This is a genomic window from Streptomyces sp. Act143, from assembly GCF_003143935.1.
In the GTDB taxonomy this organism is placed as follows: Bacteria; Actinomycetota; Actinomycetes; order Streptomycetales; family Streptomycetaceae; genus Streptomyces.
In genome coordinates this window covers 6,998,683-7,014,861 of record NZ_QFRX01000001.1, presented here as the reverse complement: position 1 = coordinate 7,014,861, position 16,179 = coordinate 6,998,683, and the positions used below count along the sequence as shown (strand labels likewise).

The 16,179-nt window shown below is 72.1% G+C and carries 12 protein-coding genes; 7 read left to right on the top strand and 5 right to left on the bottom strand.

Going from position 1 to position 16,179, the window contains the following annotated elements; genetic code table 11:
• The first annotated feature begins 2 nt into the window (after positions 1-2).
• From fxsT to DI272_RS32090, 3 genes are read left to right on the top strand one after another with little or no spacing between them, the layout of a single operon-like run.
• The gene (gene fxsT / locus DI272_RS32100) at positions 3-3,983 is read left to right on the top strand and encodes an FxSxx-COOH system tetratricopeptide repeat protein (protein ID WP_109498669.1); all 3,981 of its coding nucleotides are present in this window, start codon (positions 3-5) and stop codon (positions 3,981-3,983) included.
• Positions 3,976-4,989, top strand: a complete 1,014-nt coding sequence (locus DI272_RS32095) for a hypothetical protein (RefSeq protein WP_146238410.1) — start codon at positions 3,976-3,978, stop codon at positions 4,987-4,989. The genes fxsT and DI272_RS32095 overlap by 8 nt, the downstream gene beginning before the upstream one ends.
• Complete coding sequence (locus tag DI272_RS32090) at positions 4,982-6,205, top strand: hypothetical protein (RefSeq protein WP_109498667.1); 1,224 nt, start codon at positions 4,982-4,984, stop codon at positions 6,203-6,205. Before DI272_RS32095 ends, DI272_RS32090 begins: the two co-directional genes overlap by 8 nt.
• 108 nt (positions 6,206-6,313) lie before the next feature.
• Here DI272_RS32090 and DI272_RS32085 read toward each other — a convergent pair whose 3' ends face one another.
• Genes DI272_RS32085 through DI272_RS32075 form a run of 3 tightly spaced genes read right to left on the bottom strand, consistent with a single transcriptional unit; the run spans position 6,314 to position 9,452 of the window.
• Entirely contained in the window at positions 6,314-7,111 is a 798-nt protein-coding gene (locus tag DI272_RS32085) for a sugar phosphate isomerase/epimerase (RefSeq protein WP_109501161.1), read from the bottom strand.
• A 38-nt stretch (positions 7,112-7,149) separates the two neighbouring features.
• A complete protein-coding gene (locus tag DI272_RS32080; protein ID WP_109498666.1) occupies positions 7,150-8,304 on the bottom strand; it encodes a dihydrodipicolinate synthase family protein in 1,155 nt (384 codons plus the stop codon).
• The gene (locus tag DI272_RS32075; RefSeq protein ID WP_109498665.1) at positions 8,301-9,452 is read right to left on the bottom strand and encodes a Gfo/Idh/MocA family protein; all 1,152 of its coding nucleotides are present in this window, start codon (positions 9,450-9,452) and stop codon (positions 8,301-8,303) included. Before DI272_RS32075 ends, DI272_RS32080 begins: the two co-directional genes overlap by 4 nt.
• 356 nt (positions 9,453-9,808) lie before the next feature.
• On the opposite strand from DI272_RS32075, the gene DI272_RS32070 reads away from it, so the two are divergent.
• The gene (locus DI272_RS32070; protein WP_109498664.1) at positions 9,809-10,855 is read left to right on the top strand and encodes a LacI family DNA-binding transcriptional regulator; all 1,047 of its coding nucleotides are present in this window, start codon (positions 9,809-9,811) and stop codon (positions 10,853-10,855) included.
• A gap of 372 nt (positions 10,856-11,227) precedes the next feature.
• Here the strand turns inward: DI272_RS32070 and DI272_RS32065 are convergent, their stop codons facing one another.
• Both DI272_RS32065 and DI272_RS32060 read right to left on the bottom strand, forming a co-directional pair.
• A complete protein-coding gene (locus DI272_RS32065; RefSeq protein WP_109498663.1) occupies positions 11,228-11,869 on the bottom strand; it encodes a hypothetical protein in 642 nt (213 codons plus the stop codon).
• Positions 11,870-11,885: 16 nt separating this feature from the next.
• Positions 11,886-12,941, bottom strand: a complete 1,056-nt coding sequence (locus tag DI272_RS32060; RefSeq protein ID WP_109498662.1) for a hypothetical protein — start codon at positions 12,939-12,941, stop codon at positions 11,886-11,888.
• A gap of 193 nt (positions 12,942-13,134) precedes the next feature.
• Between DI272_RS32060 and DI272_RS32055 the strand changes: the two genes are divergently transcribed.
• The 3 genes from DI272_RS32055 (at position 13,135) to DI272_RS32045 (ending at position 16,138) form a co-directional block, all read left to right on the top strand.
• Positions 13,135-14,244 (top strand): AAA family ATPase, encoded by a 1,110-nt coding sequence (locus DI272_RS32055; protein ID WP_109498661.1) that lies wholly within the window; start codon positions 13,135-13,137, stop codon positions 14,242-14,244.
• Between the two features lie 142 nt (positions 14,245-14,386).
• Positions 14,387-15,319, top strand: a complete 933-nt coding sequence (locus tag DI272_RS32050) for a bifunctional helix-turn-helix transcriptional regulator/GNAT family N-acetyltransferase (protein ID WP_109498660.1) — start codon at positions 14,387-14,389, stop codon at positions 15,317-15,319.
• An 18-nt stretch (positions 15,320-15,337) separates the two neighbouring features.
• A complete protein-coding gene (locus DI272_RS32045) occupies positions 15,338-16,138 on the top strand; it encodes a sugar phosphate isomerase/epimerase (RefSeq protein WP_109498659.1) in 801 nt (266 codons plus the stop codon).
• Positions 16,139-16,179: the final 41 nt, after the last annotated feature.

The window sequence follows — 16,179 nt, the reverse complement described above, 5'->3', positions numbered from 1 at the left end:
GGATGGGCAGGACCGGTCGACCGACACAGATCATTTCGTTCTACTCGTTCAAGGGCGGGGCAGGGCGCACCATGGCTCTGGCCAACGCCGCCTGGATCATGGCGAGCCAGGGAAAGAAGGTCCTGGTCATGGACTGGGACCTGGAGGCACCGGGCCTCCATCTGTACTACGGGGCGTACCTGCCCTCGGCGGAGCTGAGTCACGACGACGGTGTGCTGGACATGTTCTCCGCGTTCGCCCTCGCCGCCGGGCGCCAGGCCCTGACGGGCACCGGCATCCCGGAGAACCTGCGGGCGCTGCACGCCGAGCACGCCAATGTCGAGCGCTACGGCGTCAGGCTCGGCTACGAGTTCCCGCAGGGCGGTGAACTCCACTACATCGGCCCCGGCCGGGTGAACGACGACGACTACGCCGACCGGCTGCACAGGTTCGACTGGGCCACGTTCCAGAGCAGCCAGGACGGCAGGGAATTCCTGGAGGCCCTGCGCACCCGGATGCACGACAGCGACTTCGACTACATCCTCATCGACAGCCGCACCGGGCTCTCCGACAGTGCGGGGATCTGCACCGTCACCCTGCCGGACACCGTCGTCATCGCCCTGGCCATGAACCGGCAGGCGATCCGGGGCGCGCAGCAGGTCGCCCAGCGCATCCGCCGTTCGGCCCGGCCCATTCGGCTGCATGTGCTGCCCATGCGCATCGACAGCTCCGAGATGATCAGACTCGAGCGCTGCCTGGCGGAGGCCCGCGAGGCACTGGACCCGTATCTGCAGACCGAGGGCGAGCGGGACCTCGCCGCCTACTGGGGTGAGGTGCAGGTGCCGTACCGGGCGTTCTTCGCCTACGGGGAAGAACTCGCGGTGATGGAGGAGGACCCCCGGCAGTCCTACTCCGTCCTCGCCCAGTACGTGAAGGCCGTCGCGCGCATCACCGACCAGGACGTCGACGGCTTCCGGCCGATCCCGCGCGCCGCCCGGGACTCGTACCACCGCATGCTCGACACCCTGGGCCACAAGGCCCGCCCCCTGCTGGAGCCCCAGACGCTCACCGTCGTCAGCGCGCCGAAGGACCGGCTGTGGGCCGAGTGGATCACCGAGCAGCTCCGCCCGGCCGGGATCGTCGTCGTACCCCCACAGCCCGACGGAGAGCCCGCGGACTCGCTGCCGGACACCGACTACGTCCTGGCCCTGCTGTCCCCGCACCTGACCCGGACCCGGGCCGGTGACATGGTGTCGCGCCTCAACAGCGGCGCGCTCGTCAGCGACAACCCCCGGGAGCAGCAGGTCATCCGGGTGCGGATCGGCACCGGGCGGCTGGCCACGAAGTACGACTGGCCGGGTGCCGTCAACCTGGACTGTCCCTCGGAGGGGGCCGCCCGGGAGATGCTGCTGGCCCAGCTGGGAATGCGGCTCGACGAGGCGGGGCAGCCGTCCTCCACGGCCGGGCCGCGCTTCCCCGGCAGGCAGCCCACCGTGTGGAACCTGCCCATGCCCAACGCCGAGTTCGTCGGGCGCGACACACAACTGGCCGCGCTGCAGGAGAAGTTCGCGTTCGCCGCCGCCTCCTACACCTCTCCCCAGGTGCTGTACGGAATGATGGGCGTCGGCAAACATCAGATCGCGCTGGAGTACGCCCACCGTTTCGCCTCCCAGTACGACCTCGTCTGGTGGATCCCCGCCATGGACCCCGACCGCATCACGGAGTCCTTCGCGGAGCTCGCCCGGTCCCTGAACGAGGCCTTCGGCGACGCACGGTCGTCCGGCGACGAACTGCGCGCCGTGCTGGAGGACCTGCGGCGGGGGCGCCACACCCCCCGGTGGCTGCTCGTCTTCGACGGGGCGCAGGACCAGGCGTCCGTCAAGTCCTTCATTCCTAGCGGCGGCATGGGGCATGTGCTGATCACCTCGACCAGCTCCCAGTGGTCGTCGGAGTTCACCAGGCACCGGGTGGACGTCTTCACCCCCGAGGAGAGCCTGGCCCTGCTCGGCCGCAAGCTGCCGGCCGCGGACGACGAGGAACTGGCCCTGCTGGCCGAGCGGACCGGACATCTGGCCATCGCCGAGGAGGCGGCCGCCGCCGAACTGGGCCGCTTCCCGCAGTCCGTCGGCGACTACATCGCCCGCCTCGACGGGGGTGAACTGCCGTTGCGGGAGGAGGTCTCCGCCCACGGGCAGCGCTCCTTCACCCGGATCTACCGCCAGGCCTACGACGCCCTGCGGGCCAACTCCCCCGCCGCGGCACGGCTCCTGGAGCTGTGCTCCTTCCTGTCGCCGGAGGGCGTCGGCCTGGACCTCATCCAGTCGAAGGCGATGCTGGCGGTGCTCGGCGAGGTCGACCCGGAACTGGAGCGCGGGACCTTCGTGCTGCAGAGCCGCGTGAAGAGCCTCGACGACCTCGCGTTCGCCGTACTGGACTACCGCTCCGAGACGCTCAAGGTGCACCGGATCGTGCAGGACCTGGTCCGTGGCTGGCTGTCGGACGAGGAGCGGGAGCGGCTGCGCGCCCAGGTCCTGTCGGTGCTGGCCGCCCGGGTGCCCGACGACCTGGACCGGCACGATCTCAGGTACCGCCCCCGCTTCGCGGAACTGGACCGGCACGTGCTGACCTCCAAGGCGCTGGAGAGCGACGATCCGAAGGTGCACGGCTGGCTGGTCAGCCAGGTCTACCACCGCTGGACGTCGGGCCGCTGGACGGCCGCACGGGAGCTGGGGGAGAGCGTCCTGCTGCGGTGGCGGTCCGTTCTCGGCGCCGACGCCACCATGGTGCTGCGCATGGAGGTGCAGGTCGCCGCGGCCTGCCGGATGCTCGGCGACTATCCCGAGGCCCTCCGGCTGAGCCGGCACGCGGTCGAGACCGAGCGCGGGCGACAGCGCCTGGGCCAGGAGCCCGAGCTGTACACGCTGATGGCGAGCCGCGGTTACGCGGCGGGCCTGCGGGCCTGCGGCGAGTTCCGGAGCGCCTACGAGGAGGACCGCCGGACCTTCTCGGGGCTCAACCGGCTCATCGGCGGCGCGCACAACGCGACGCTGTCCGCCTCGCACAACCTCGCCTGGTCCAGGTTCTTCCTGGAGTCCGCCGAGGCGGCCGTGCTCCAGGAGCAGGCCACCCACAGCCAGCGCAGTCAGGTCACCCCCTCCGACGACTACCGGGCCTGGGTCTCGTACGGCACCCTGGGCACCTTCTACCGGGAGGAAGGGCGGCTGGAGCCCTCGGAGCGCTATCTGATCCAGGCGCGCGATCAGCTCACCACCATCGAGGGGGAGAACTCCCTGCACACCCTGCACGTGCTCGCCAGCCTGGGCATGACGTGGATCCGGCGGGGAGCGGTGCAGTACGGACTGCCGCTGCTCAACGACACGCAGACCAGACTGAGCGGCCTGTGGGGCGCACGCCACCCGCGCACGATGTCCTGCCGCGTCGCCGTCGCGATCGGGCTGCACGCCGACGGACAGAGCGGCGAGGCGGCGGACTACATCCGGGAGGAACTCGGGCGGTACGTGGAGATGTACGGCGAGAGCCACCCCTTCACGGGCATCTGCCGCAGCAACCTGGCGCTGTATCTCCTCGACCGCGAGGGCGCCACCCAGGAGGACGCCGCGGAGGCCGCCGAGTACGCGGGCAAGGCGGTGCTCCAGCTCAGGGAGACGTTCGGCCGCAACCACCGCTACACGCTGGTCGCACGCATGAATCAGAACAACTGTTTGGCCATGTCGGGCGAGGGTACCAACTTCGAGCTGGCGGCCGAGGACGAGGCGATCTACGAAGTGTGCCGGCAGCAGTCGGCCTGGGGAGAGCGGCACCCGGTCACCCTGACGGCCATGGCCAACCTCCTGTCCTCCCGGCCCGAGGCCCATCCGGAACTGGGAGCAATCCTCGTCCGCCGGGTCCTCGAATACTTTCCGGAGGGACACCCGCTCGCCAGGACCCTGCTGGCCGGGCCGTACCGCAGGACCGGAGCCGATCTGGAGGTGCACAGTGACTGACCCTTCGGGCGCCACCGCCGCAGCCGCCGCGCGCTATCCCAGCGGCGAGAGCCCCGAGTTGGCCCGACTCGGGACACAGCTGAGCCGGTTGCTCGACGCCGAGGGTCTGGCCCACCTGATCCTCTACGACGGTGACACGGCGAAGGTGGTCCTGGACGCCGACGTGTCGGGAGACACGGACGGGGAAGGAGTCCCGCTGATCTCCCGCTCCCACGAGCGGGCGGGGCGGCATCTCTTCTACATTCTCGAAGAACTGGAGCCGGATTTCGCCGAATTACGTACGGGCGCGCTCATGCGAACGGTGCTGCGGGTGCCTTCGGGTGCGATTTTCTATTACCTCGTGGAACCCGGACTCCACCTTTACGGCGCCACCTACTCGACGCACTCCCTCGACGACTCCGGCTCGGCACAACGATTCGACGAACTCGACGAACGCGTCGCCGACGCCGTCAACGAGCTCAGGGTCTCGGTCAATTACAGCCAATGGGATTTCGGTTCGTATCTGAGCAAGAAGTCGGCCGCTCCCCCGGCCCCCGCACCCGAGTCACTGTCCGTCGCCCCCGCCGACGCCTGCCACACCGAGAGCGAGTCGCCCAGCGCCGACGCCCCGGACGGAACGGCCGGTCTGCTGAGTGCCGCCCTGGACGTGAACGGACTCCACCATGTCGCCTACTACTCCGGCGGCACGGCCGTGTGCAGCGCGGACATCTTCCGCCATCCGTCGCTGAGCCGCTACTTCCGTGTGACGACGCCCGAGCGGCGGCGCGAGAAGTACGCCCGCATGGGAGAGCTGCTGCCCGGAGTCGCCCAGAGGATGAACGCGTCGCTGAGCGCGCTCCTCGAAGGACGGCTCCACCAGATCGTGCTCGACGTGGAACAGGGGGCCGTCTACTTCCACACGCTGCCGGGCGGGCGGTACCTGATGGCGGTGACCCTCGACCAGGCACGTGTGGCCGAGGCCGACCGGCGGCTCGGACAGCTGGGGCGAGAGCTGTCGCATGGCTGAGGAGGAGGGAACCCCGTCGTCCGACGGGGGCGCCGGAGGGCACCAGGCCGGTGCCTTCCACCCCTTCCTGCTCTCCCTCCTCCTGCCTCTCCTCATCGCCGGCGCGGGCCTGCTGGCCGGCCAGTTCTGGACCATGGAGGCCCGGGCCGGGGGCGGGCTCTACGGCCATCTGACCGCCGGGCTGCTCGCCGTGGGCCTGTACGGCAGCGCCAGTGGCGTGGGGCGCCCCGAAGGCCGCGGTGACGTCTACCGGATCGTCGTCGCGATCACCTTCGGCGTGGTCGTCAAGGCGGCGTTCATCGCGGGGGCGTTGTGGCTCGCCTTCCACGGGAAGTCGGACTATCTGGTGCTCGCGGTGGCCATGGCGCAGATCGACCCGCTCTCGGTGTCGGCGATGCTGGAGGCCCGGGACATGTCGCCCCGCGCGAAGTCACTGCTGGCGGCCTGGGCGTCGTTCGACGACCCGGTGACGACGGTGCTCGTGGTGATCCTGGGCTCGATGGTGCTCACCGACGCCGGGAGCGTCTCCTCGGGTGCCACCTCGTACGCGGAGACACTGATCGGCAACGCGGTGCTGCTGGTGGTGGCGGCCGGGCTGTGGCTCGTCGTGCGGCAGCCGAGGGCGCGGCGGGACGAGCCGGTCGGGCCGCGGCGGGCGGTGCTGCAGATCGGCGCGCTGGTGGCGCTGCTGGCGGTGGCGACCTGGCAGTTCCTGATGCTGGGGCTGGCCGTGTCGGCGCTGTTCTTCCGGCCGCCGCTCGGGCGGTGGCTGGGCCGGGCGACCAACGCGGCGCTGTGGGTGGCCACGTTCCTGCTGGGGATGCTGCTGGCCAAGGGCGCCGTCTACTCCGTGGGTGCGGTGCTGGGGGTCGCCACGTTCGTGGCGCAGGGCGTGGTGGGGGCCGTGGTCACCCTGGGCTTCACGGCACGCGACCGCACCTCCCTCTGCCTGAGCCAGCAGAACGGCATCACGGCGATCATCCTCGCGCTGCTCCTGGAGCCCACGCTGCCGGAGGCGGTCGCCGTCGTCGCCCCGGCGATCCTCGTCGTGAACCTCCTGCACCTGACGTCCAACGACCTGCTGGCCCGGGTCCGCCTCAGGCGGGCGCGGCTCGCGCAGGTCACGGAGGCCCTGAGCGCGGTCGGGGACACCCGCGGGAACGGCGCCTCCGGCGGCCCGGGAAGGGAACCGCCCACGCCCAGCGTGCCCCACTGAGCCGACGGTCCCCGGCGGATTCGGTGAGCCCTCCTCGGGCGGGCGTGACGACGGAGCGGGCGGCGAGGAAGGAGGTCCGCACCGCCCGCAGCCTTCCGCCGGAAGGGCTCAGTCGGTGTTCTCGACGAAACGCCGAGCCGTCTCCGCCAGCACCTCCCGCCCGTCCCGCGCCCACAGCGCGTCGTTGAACAGCTCCACCTCGATGGCGCCGGTGTAGCCGGCCGCCTCGACGTATCCCTGCCACTCGCGCATGTCGATCGCGCCGTCGCCGATCTGGCCGCGGCCGTTGAGGACACCCTCGGGCAACGGGGTGGTCCAGTCGGCGAGTTGGAAGGTGTGGATGCGGCCGGACGCGCCCGCCCGGGCGATCTGCGCGGGCGCGTGGTCGTCCCACCAGATGTGGTACGTGTCGACCGTGACGCCGACCTGGTGCGCCGGGAAGCGTTCGGCGATGTCGAGCGCCTGGGCGAGGGTCGAGACCACGCAGCGGTCCGACGCGTACATCGGGTGGAGCGGCTCGATGGCCAGCCGGACGCCGTGCTGTTCGGCGTACGGGCCCAGCTCGGCCAGCGCGTCGGCGATCCGCTCCCGGGCGCCGTGCAGGTCCTTCGAACCGGCGGGCAGACCGCCGGAGACCAGGACCAGGGTGTCCGTGCCGAGGGTGGCCGCCTCGTCGATCGCGCGCCGGTTGTCGGCCAGCGCGGCGGACCGCTCCGCAGGGTCGATCGCGGTGAAGAAGCCGCCCCGGCACAGGGTCGTGACCGTCAGGCCCGCGTCGCGGACCAGCTTGGCGGTCGCCTCCACGCCGTACGACTGGACCGGCTCGCGCCACAGGCCCACGTGGGTGATGCCCGACTCGCCGCAGGCGTCGGCCAGTTCTGGCAGCGACAGCTGCTTGACCGTCATCTGGTTGATGGAGAAACGGGAGAGGTCGCCGGTCGCGGTCACTGGTTCACCCCGTACACGCTCAGCAGGTTCTTCATGCGCTCCTCCGCCAGTTTCGGGTCCGGGAAGAGGCCCAGGCCGTCGGCGAGTTCGTAGGCGCGGGCGAAGTGCGGCAGGGAGCGGGCCGACTGGAGGCCGCCGACCATCGTGAAGTGGCTCTGGTGGCCCGCGAGCCAGGCCAGGAACACCACGCCCGTCTTGTAGAAGCGGGTCGGGGCCTGGAAGAGGTGGCGGGAGAGTTCGACGGTCGGGTCCAGCAGGCCCCGGAATCCCGCCACGTCTCCGGTGTCCAGGACCCGTACCGCCTCCGCCGCCAGCGGGCCCAGCGGGTCGAAGATGCCGAGCAGGGCGTGGCTGAAGCCCTTCTCGTCGCCCGCGATCAGCTCGGGGTAGTTGAAGTCGTCGCCGGTGTAGCAGCGGACGCCCTGCGGGAGCCTGCGGCGGATGTCGATCTCGCGCCCGGCCTCCAGGAGGGAGACCTTGATGCCGTCGACCTTGTCGGGGTGGGCCGCGATGACCTGAAGGAAGGTGTCCGTCGCCGCGTCCAGGTCGGACGAGCCCCAGTAGCCCTCCAGGGCCGGGTCGAACATGGGGCCCAGCCAGTGCAGGATCACCGGCTCGGTGGCCTGGCGGAGCAGGTGGCCGTAGACCTCCAGGTAGTCCTCGGGGCCCTGCGCCGCCGCCGCGAGGGCGCGGGAGGCCATCAGGATGGCCTGGGCGCCGGACTCCTCGACGAGGGCGAGCTGCTCCTCGTACGCCGCGCGGACCTCGGCCAGGGTCGCCGGGCCGGTGAGCTGGTCGGTGCCGACACCGCACGCGATGAGACCGCCGACCGCCTTGGCCTCGGCGGCGCTGCGGTGGATCAGCTCCGCCGCGCCCGCCCAGTCCAGGCCCATGCCGCGCTGGGCGGTGTCCATCGCCTCGGCGACCCCGAGTCCGTGGGACCACAGGTGGCGGCGGAAGGCGAGGGTGGCGTCCCAGTCGACGGCGGCCGGTGAGTCGGGGGTGGTGTCGGCGAACGGGTCGGCGACGACGTGCGCCGCCGAGAAGACCGTACGGGAGGTGAAGGGGGTGCCGGTCGTCACCGCGAGCGGTTCGGTGCGGGGCTCGTACGCCCTGAACCCGCCCTTGAAGTCGGGGAGTCGGATCGTCACAGCGAGATCTCCGGTACGTCGAGACGGCGGCCCTCCGCCGAGGACTTCAGGCCCAGCTCGGCGAGCTGGACGCCGCGGGCGCCGGCGAGAAGGTCCCAGTGGTACGGGGCGTCGGCGTAGACGTGCTTGAGGAAGAGCTCCCACTGCGCCTTGAAGCCGTTGTCGAACTCGGCGTTGTCCGGGACCTCCTGCCACTGGTCGCGGAAGACCTCGGTGGCGGGGATGTCGGGGTTCCAGACCGGCTTGGGGGTGGCGCTGCGGTGCTGGACACGGCAGTTGCGCAGGCCCGCCACGGCCGAGCCCTCGGTGCCGTCGACCTGGAACTCGACGAGTTCGTCGCGGTTGACGCGGACGGCCCAGGAGGAGTTGATCTGGGCGATCGCGCCGCCTTCGAGTTCGAAGATGCCGTACGCGGCGTCGTCCGCGGTCGCGTCGTAGGGCTTGTCGTTCTCGTCCCAGCGCTGCGGGATGTGGGTGGCGGTGAGGGCCTGGACGGACTGCACGCGGCCGAACAGCTCGTGCAGGACGTACTCCCAGTGCGGGAACATGTCGACAACGATGCCGCCGCCGTCCTCGGCGCGGTAGTTCCAGCTCGGACGCTGGGCCTGCTGCCAGTCGCCCTCGAAGACCCAGTAGCCGAACTCGCCGCGGACGGAGAGGATGCGGCCGAAGAAGCCGCCGTCGATGAGGCGCTTGAGCTTGAGCAGGCCGGGGAGGAAGAGCTTGTCCTGGACGACGCCGTGCTTGATGCCCGCCGCGTTCGCGAGGCGGGCCAGCTCCAGGGCGCCGTCGAGGCCGGTGGCCGTCGGCTTCTCCGTGTAGATGTGCTTGCCGGCCGCGATCGCCTTCTTGATCGCCTCCTCGCGGGCCGAGGTGACCTGGGCGTCGAAATAGATCTCGACGCTCTCGTCGGCGAGGACCTCGTCCAGGTCCGTGGCCCAGTGCTCCAGGCCGTGCTGCTCGGCGAGCGCCTTCAGCGCGTGTTCGCGGCGGCCGACCAGGATCGGCTCCGGCCACAGCACGGTGCCGTCGCCGAGGTCGAGGCCGCCCTGCTCACGGAGGGCCAGGATGGAGCGGACCAGGTGCTGGCGGTAGCCCATGCGCCCGGTCACACCGTTCATGGCGATACGCACCGTCTTGCGTGTCACGTCGATCCCTTCGTAGGCGTCGTGCGCAGCGTTCCCTGCGCATTCCGTACGCGGTTGTGCGCGCCGCGTACGCCTCGACTGGTGAGCGATACAGCAAGCGCTTTCTATCTAGGAAGAAGCTAGCCTCTGACCAGCGGTCCGGACAAGACCGTGACGGGGTTGAGTTGTTCGAGGGGGCGAACAACTCGGGGCGGGGGCCTTAAGGTCTGGGTGGCTGCGCGGCCTGCTGTGTCCGCGTGGCCTGCGATGTCCGCGTGGTGGCCTGCGATGTCCGCGTGGCCTGCACGAAACCAATGCCCTGCGCCTGTGCGTGTACAACGAGGTACGACTGAGATGCGCGACCGGAGGACGACGAGATGACGGTGACCCTGGCGGACGTGGCGGCGCGCGCACAGGTCTCGCCCGCGACGGTGTCGCGCGTGCTGAACGGGAACTACCCCGTGGCCGCTTCCACCCGCGAGCGGGTGCTGCGCGCCGTGGACGAGCTGGACTACGTACTGAACGGACCGGCGAGCGCGCTGGCCGCGGCCACGTCCGACCTGGTGGGGATTCTCGTCAACGACATCGCCGACCCGTTCTTCGGGATCATGGCCGGCGCGATCCAGTCGGAGATCGGCGGGCCGGGCGGCCGCGCGGGCGGTGAACGGCTGGCGGTGGTCTGCAACACGGGCGGCTCCCCGGAGCGTGAGCTGACCTATCTGACCCTGCTGCAGAGACAGCGGGCGGCGGCCGTCGTGCTGACCGGCGGCGCCGTCGAGGACGCGCCGCACGCGGCGGCCGTGGCGGCGAAGCTGCGGAAGCTGGGCGAGGCGGGGACGCGGGTGGTGCTGTGCGGGCGGCCTGCGGTGCCGGACACGTCGGCGATCGCGCTGACCTTCGACAACCGCGGGGGCGGACGGGAACTGACCGAGCATCTGATCGGCCTCGGCCATCGCCGACTCGGGTACATCGCGGGCCCCGAGGAGCGGACGACGACCCGGCACCGGCTGGAAGGACACCGGGCGGCGCTCGCCGACGCGGGGATCGAGGAGGACCCGCGCTGGACCGTGCACGGGCGGTACGACCGGCGGTCCGGGTACGAGGCGACGCTGGAACTGCTGCGGCGCGACCCGTCGCTCACGGCGGTGGTGGCGGCGAACGACTCCGTCGCGCTGGGCGCGTGCGCGGCGCTGCGGGACTCGGGGCTGCGGATTCCGGACGACGTGTCCGTCGCCGGGTTCGACGACCTGCCGTTCAGCATCGACGCGGTGCCCGCGCTGACGACGGTGCGGTTGCCGTTGGCGGAGGCGGGGGCCCGGGCGGGTCGGATCGCCATGGGGCGGGAGGAGCCGCCGCCCGGGGGGATCGCCGTGATCCGGGGGGAGTTGATGGTTCGGGGATCTTCCGGGGGGCCTCGGGGGTGACGGCGCCGCCGGCGATCTCGCGGGCGGTGGTCGCGTCACCGGTGGACGCGTGACCGGCGTCAGGGTGCCGTGACTCCGGGGGCTTGCCGCCCCCAGACCCCCGCTTCGGCCCTGAAGGGGCCTCGTCCTCAAACGCCGGTCGGTCCGCATTCCGGGCCCGCGCCCGACTGCGGGCGGGCCGGGAATGCGGACCGACCGGCATCACACCGTGAGCGGGTCGGGAATGCGGACCGGCATCACCCCGTGGGCGGGCCTGGAATGCGGACCGGCATCACACCGTGAGCGGGCCGGGAACGCGGACCTGCACCACACCGCGCGCCGGGGCGGAACGCGGGCCGGCATCAGAACGTGGTCGTCCGTCCCCGCCGGGATTCACGCCGCCAGCCGGTGCTCCGGACAGCGCGTCGTCAGCCAGACGCCCAGCCCCGGTGACACGGGTACGTGCCGGGGACGGCGGAAGCCCAGGGAGCGCAGTTGGTCGGTGTGGCGGGCGGAGAGCGTGAGGGCCACCGCCGTGGCGGCCTCCGCGTCGACCTCCGCCAGACCGGGGGCCAGGAGTTCGGCGACCAGTGCCGGTTCCCACGCCTCCGTGTCGTCCTGGGCGCAGACGATGACGACCGTCCAGTGCGGTTCGGCGGGGCCCGCCCCCTTCAGGGCCGTCGGGAGGATCGGGGCGATCGGGGGCTCCGGCGGGCGGACGGCGAGTTCGCGGGCGAAGAGCGTGCCGAGACGGTCCCGGGAAGGCTCCGCGCCCGCGTCCGGTGGCATCCAGACGGCGGCGGCGAGGAGTTCGCCGTCCCTGCGCTCGGCCACCCACACCTGCCCCTCCTCCAGGGCGTGATGGGCGAGCAGCAGCCGCATGGCACGCTGCGCCTGGTCCCAGTCGGCGGTCAGGCACTCCACGGACCCGGGCGCGGGCACCGGCGGGGCGACCAGGCGGACCACCGCCGGTACGTCCACCAGGCCCGCCGGGCGGACGACGGCGGTACGGGGGCGCAGCTGCCGGGTCGTCATGTTCGCACTCTGCCTTTCACAACGACCGGGCGGTGCCGGTCAGTTCGACGGTTGCGGGGGTGAGGGAGGGGCGGGGGGCCACCACTGCTGCGACCGGCACCGTCCGGCGCGGAGTGCGCGGAGTGCGCGGGGCGTGCGGGGCGTGCGGGGTGCCCTGAGTGCGCCCGGCGCTCGCAGTCCGCGGGGCGGTCTGAGCACCCGGGGTGCTCTGAACCCTCGGCGCGCTCAGCGCGCCCGTGGTGATCGCGCTCCCCTGGGCCCGGCTCAGCAGCGTCACGCCGTACACCGCCGCCGCTCCCCCGGCCAGCGCGAGCAGCGTGCCCGTGCCGCCGTACCGGAAGCCCTCGCCCAGCAGGGCGATGCCGATGGCGGACGCGGTGACGGGGTTGACCAGGGTGAGCAGGGCGAGCGGGCCGCCGAGGCCGCCGCGGTACGCCTGCTGGGAGAGCAGCAGGCCACCGACGGCGAACGCCACCGTCAGGACCGCGACCAGGGCCGTGCTCCAGGACAGCGTCGGGCCCACCGCGAGCTTCTGCGACAGGGTGGAGCCGACGCCGGAGGCGATGCCGGACGCCGCGGCGAACGCGAGGCCGCCGGTCCCCGGGCCGCCGGCCCCGCCGCTCCCCAGGCTGACGAGCACCGCCACCGCCCCGGCCGCGGCGAGCGCGACGGCCAGGACCTCGGCGGTGCCCAGCGTGTCGTGCGGCGCGCTGCCCGTCGCGGTGACCAGGAGCAGGGCGCTCAGGCCGACGAGGGTGCAGGCGACGCCGCGCCACTGGGTGCCGGAGGTACGGCGGCCGGTGGCCAGCGAGCCCAACGGCACCGCCAGCACCAGGCTCAGCGCGCCGAGCGGCTGGACCAGGGTCAGCGGGCCGTAGCGCAGGGCGATCACGTGGAGCAGCGCGCCGCCCGCGTTGAGGGCCACGGACCCCCACCAGGCGCCGCGGGCCAGTGCGCCGCGCATGCCCGGCGTGGCCGCCGCCGTCCGTTCCTGGACGACGGCGGCGGTGGCGTAGCAGACCGCCGAGACGAGGGAGAGAGCGACGGCGAGCAGCACCGGGAACGCCGTCATCGGGCCCACCTCCTGGCACTCATCAATACGAAACCGTTTCGTACCGATAGACTACGGAGGTCATTAGCGAAACGCAAGCGTTTCTTTCGGTGGGGGTCTCACGGGCGGCGCGGATCCGGCACGGCCTGTCACGACCGGTGCCAAGGGATAGGATCCGCGCAGCAGTTGGCTTCCTGTTCGAGAGGGGCGGGGGTTGAGTGGGCTCACCGCGCTGCTGCTGCGGAACGAGGGCATCCTCTCCGTGCTGGCACGCCTGTACCCGGACGAGGCAGCCGCCCGGCTGCTCCTGGAGCCCCTCGGCGCGGACACCACGCGACTGCCCGTGGCGCAGACCGGCGGCACCAGGCTGACGTGGTGGTACGACACCTGCCGCGCCGTCGAGGACGGAGCCTTCGGCTTCACGCTGGAGACGCTGCTCGCCGCCGTACGCGAGGACTACCCGGGACAGGCCGCGCTGCGCCGCCTCCCGGCCACCCGCGGCGGTGAGGCCGACGAGGCCTCGGAGGCCGGCGGTCTCATCGCCTTCGAGGCTCCCGGTGCCACGTTCGACGACATCGCGGGGTACGACTCGGTCAAGTCCGAACTGCGCAGGACCCTCTCGCTGTTCACCCACCACCATTTGCTGCCCGCCTCGATGGCGGCGATCCGGCACGAGCTGCTGCCCCGCGGCCTGATTCTCCACGGCCCGGACGGCACCGGGAAGTCTCTGTTCGCCCGGGCGGTCGCGCACGCGGTCGGCGCCACCGTCCACGCGGTCTCCGGGCCCGAGATGCTGGGCCGGCACATCGGCGACAGCGAACGCAAGGTGCGCGAGGTCTTCGCCGCGGCCCGCGCCAAGGCCCCCGCGGTCCTCGTCTTCGACCGGTTCGACACCCTCGTCGGCGCGCGCCCGCCCGACGCGCCGGGCAGCGGCGTGGTGGCCCAGTTCCTCGTGGAGCTGAGTGACTGGCGACCGGGCGGCCCGGTCCTCGCGGTCGCGCTCACCACCCGGATCGGGGCGATCCCACCGCCCCTGCTGCGTGCCCAACGGTTCCGCCTCCTCCGCGTCGACCTGCCTGGCCTGGACGACCGCCGGGAGATTGTGCGCCACTTCGGGCGCCGCTACGAGGTGGACCTCGACGAGACGGTGATCGACCTGATGGCGCATGCCACCGACGGGTGCAGCGGCGACGACGTGCGCGCGGTGATGCAGGAGACGGTCCTGGACCGCCTGTCCGGCATCGACACCACCCCGCAACGCCTGGGCCTGCTCGTGGGCCGGTTGGTGCAGCACCGCCGCGAGCTACGGCACCGGCAGCCGTGAGCCCCGCCCCGGCCGCCTCCCGCCGAAGGACTGGACGAACAACACGAGGACTGGACGGACGGCACGTGCCCTCCTACGCTCGACCCAGCGACATCTCTGACTGAGTCAACGATCCGCGCCAGCCACCCGGGGGCCGACCGCCATGACCGTCCAGGACATCCGCGCCTTCAACCGCTTCTACACCAACGTCATCGGCGCCCTCGACTACAGCCGACACCTCTACGCCCCGTTCACCCTCACCGAGTCCCGCGTCCTGTACGAGCTGGCGCACTCCCCGCGCACCGACGCGGCCGATCTGCGGACCGAACTCTCCCTGGACGCGGGTTATTTGAGCCGCATCCTCAACAAGTTCGAGGACGACGGCCTGATCGAGCGGTCGGCCTCGCGCCGGGACCCGCGGCGGCGGCGCGTCACGCTCACCGCGCGCGGCCGGGAGACCGCCGCGCTGCTCGCCGAGCGGGCGGACGAATCGGTGGGCGCGCTGCTCGCCACCGTGCCCGCCGCCGAGCGGCCCCGGCTCGCGGAGGCCATGCGGACCGTCCGCGACCTCCTCTCCGAGGGGCGGCCGCCCCGCCGCGAGGACGTGCTGCTGCGCGAGCCTGGACCCGGCGACCTGGGCTGGATCGTGCAGCGCAACGCCGCGCTCTACACCGCGGAGCACGGCTGGAACGCCGACTACGAGGGGCTGGTGGCGCGGATCGTCGCCGACTTCGCGGAGGATCACGATCCGCATCTGGAGCGGGTGTGGATCGCCGAGCTGGACGGGCGGCCGGTGGGATGCGTGATGTGCGTGCGCGACGAGGCGCCCGCCACCGCCCGGCTGCGGCTGCTGCTGGTCGAGCCGGACGCCCGCGGCCTCGGTATCGGCGACCGCCTGGTCACGGCCGTCGTCGACTTCGCCCGCGAGGTCGGCTACCGGGACCTGGTGCTGTGGACCAACGACATCCTCGCCTCCGCCCGCCACATCTATCAGCGCCACGGCTTCGTCCTCCTCGCCGAGAAGCCGCACCGCTCCTTCGGCAAGGATCTGGTCGGCCAGGACTGGCGCCTGGACCTGCACGGCACCCGGGAGTGACGCGTAGAGTCCCCAAGCATGAAACTCGCGTTCTCCACCCTCGGCGTCCCCGGTCTCCCCGTCCCCGAGGTGCTGCGGCTGGCCGCCGCGCACGGATATCACGGCGTCGAGCTGCGCGCGCATCCCGAGGAGCCCGTGCACCCCGGGATCGGGACGGAGCAACGGGCCGATGTCGTGGGCGAGTTCAAGGCCGCCGGGGTGGAGATCCTGGGGGTGGCCGGGTATGCGCGGGTCGCCGCGCCCGGGGACGACGAGGCCGTGATCGACGAACTGCGTGCGCTGCTCGATCTCGCCCGTGACCTCGGCGCCCCGTACATCCGCGTCTTCCCCGGCGCGAGCCCGGAGCAGTCCCGTGCCGAGGCCGACGCCACCGCCGCCCGGCGGCTCGGTACCGCCGCGGAGTACGCCGCCGATCTCGGCGTACGGATTCTGCTGGAGACGCACGACTCGCACCGCACCGGCGCCGACGCGATCCGCGTGCTCGGGCTGGTCGGCCATCGCAACGTCGGTTCGCTCTGGGACGTCATGCACACCTGGCTCGGCGGCGAACAGCCCGGCGAGACCTACGCGGCGCTCTCCCCCTACCTCGGGTACGTCCAGGTCAAGGACATCGCCTCGGCCGAGGACACCACCCCGCTGCGGCTCGGCGCCGGAGTGCTGCCGCTCGCCGAGTGCGTCGAGGTCCTCTCCCGGCACGGCTGGGACGGGTGGCTGTGCTGGGAGTACGAGAAGCGGTGGTACGAGGAGGCCGCGCCGCTTCCGGGGCTGCTCGGCCGGGGCCGCGAGCATCTGGCGCGCCTCCTGAACGACAGCGCGTGAATAATCAGGTGGCCCGGGCGGCGGCGGCCGGTTAACGTCCC

What these genes read in the sequence shown, in the direction of transcription:
- fxsT (WP_109498669.1), top strand. Translation starts at nt 3, where the DNA reads ATGGGCAGGACCGGTCGACCGACACAGATCATTTCGTTCTACTCGTTC.
- DI272_RS32090 (WP_109498667.1), top strand. Translation starts at nt 4,982, where the DNA reads ATGGCTGAGGAGGAGGGAACCCCGTCGTCCGACGGGGGCGCCGGAGGG.
- DI272_RS32085 (WP_109501161.1), bottom strand. Translation starts at nt 7,111, where the DNA reads ATGACGGTCAAGCAGCTGTCGCTGCCAGAACTGGCCGACGCCTGCGGC.
- DI272_RS32070 (WP_109498664.1), top strand. Translation starts at nt 9,809, where the DNA reads ATGACGGTGACCCTGGCGGACGTGGCGGCGCGCGCACAGGTCTCGCCC.
- DI272_RS32065 (WP_109498663.1), bottom strand. Translation starts at nt 11,869, where the DNA reads ATGACGACCCGGCAGCTGCGCCCCCGTACCGCCGTCGTCCGCCCGGCG.
- DI272_RS32060 (WP_109498662.1), bottom strand. Translation starts at nt 12,941, where the DNA reads ATGACGGCGTTCCCGGTGCTGCTCGCCGTCGCTCTCTCCCTCGTCTCG.
- DI272_RS32050 (WP_109498660.1), top strand. Translation starts at nt 14,387, where the DNA reads ATGACCGTCCAGGACATCCGCGCCTTCAACCGCTTCTACACCAACGTC.
- DI272_RS32045 (WP_109498659.1), top strand. Translation starts at nt 15,338, where the DNA reads ATGAAACTCGCGTTCTCCACCCTCGGCGTCCCCGGTCTCCCCGTCCCC.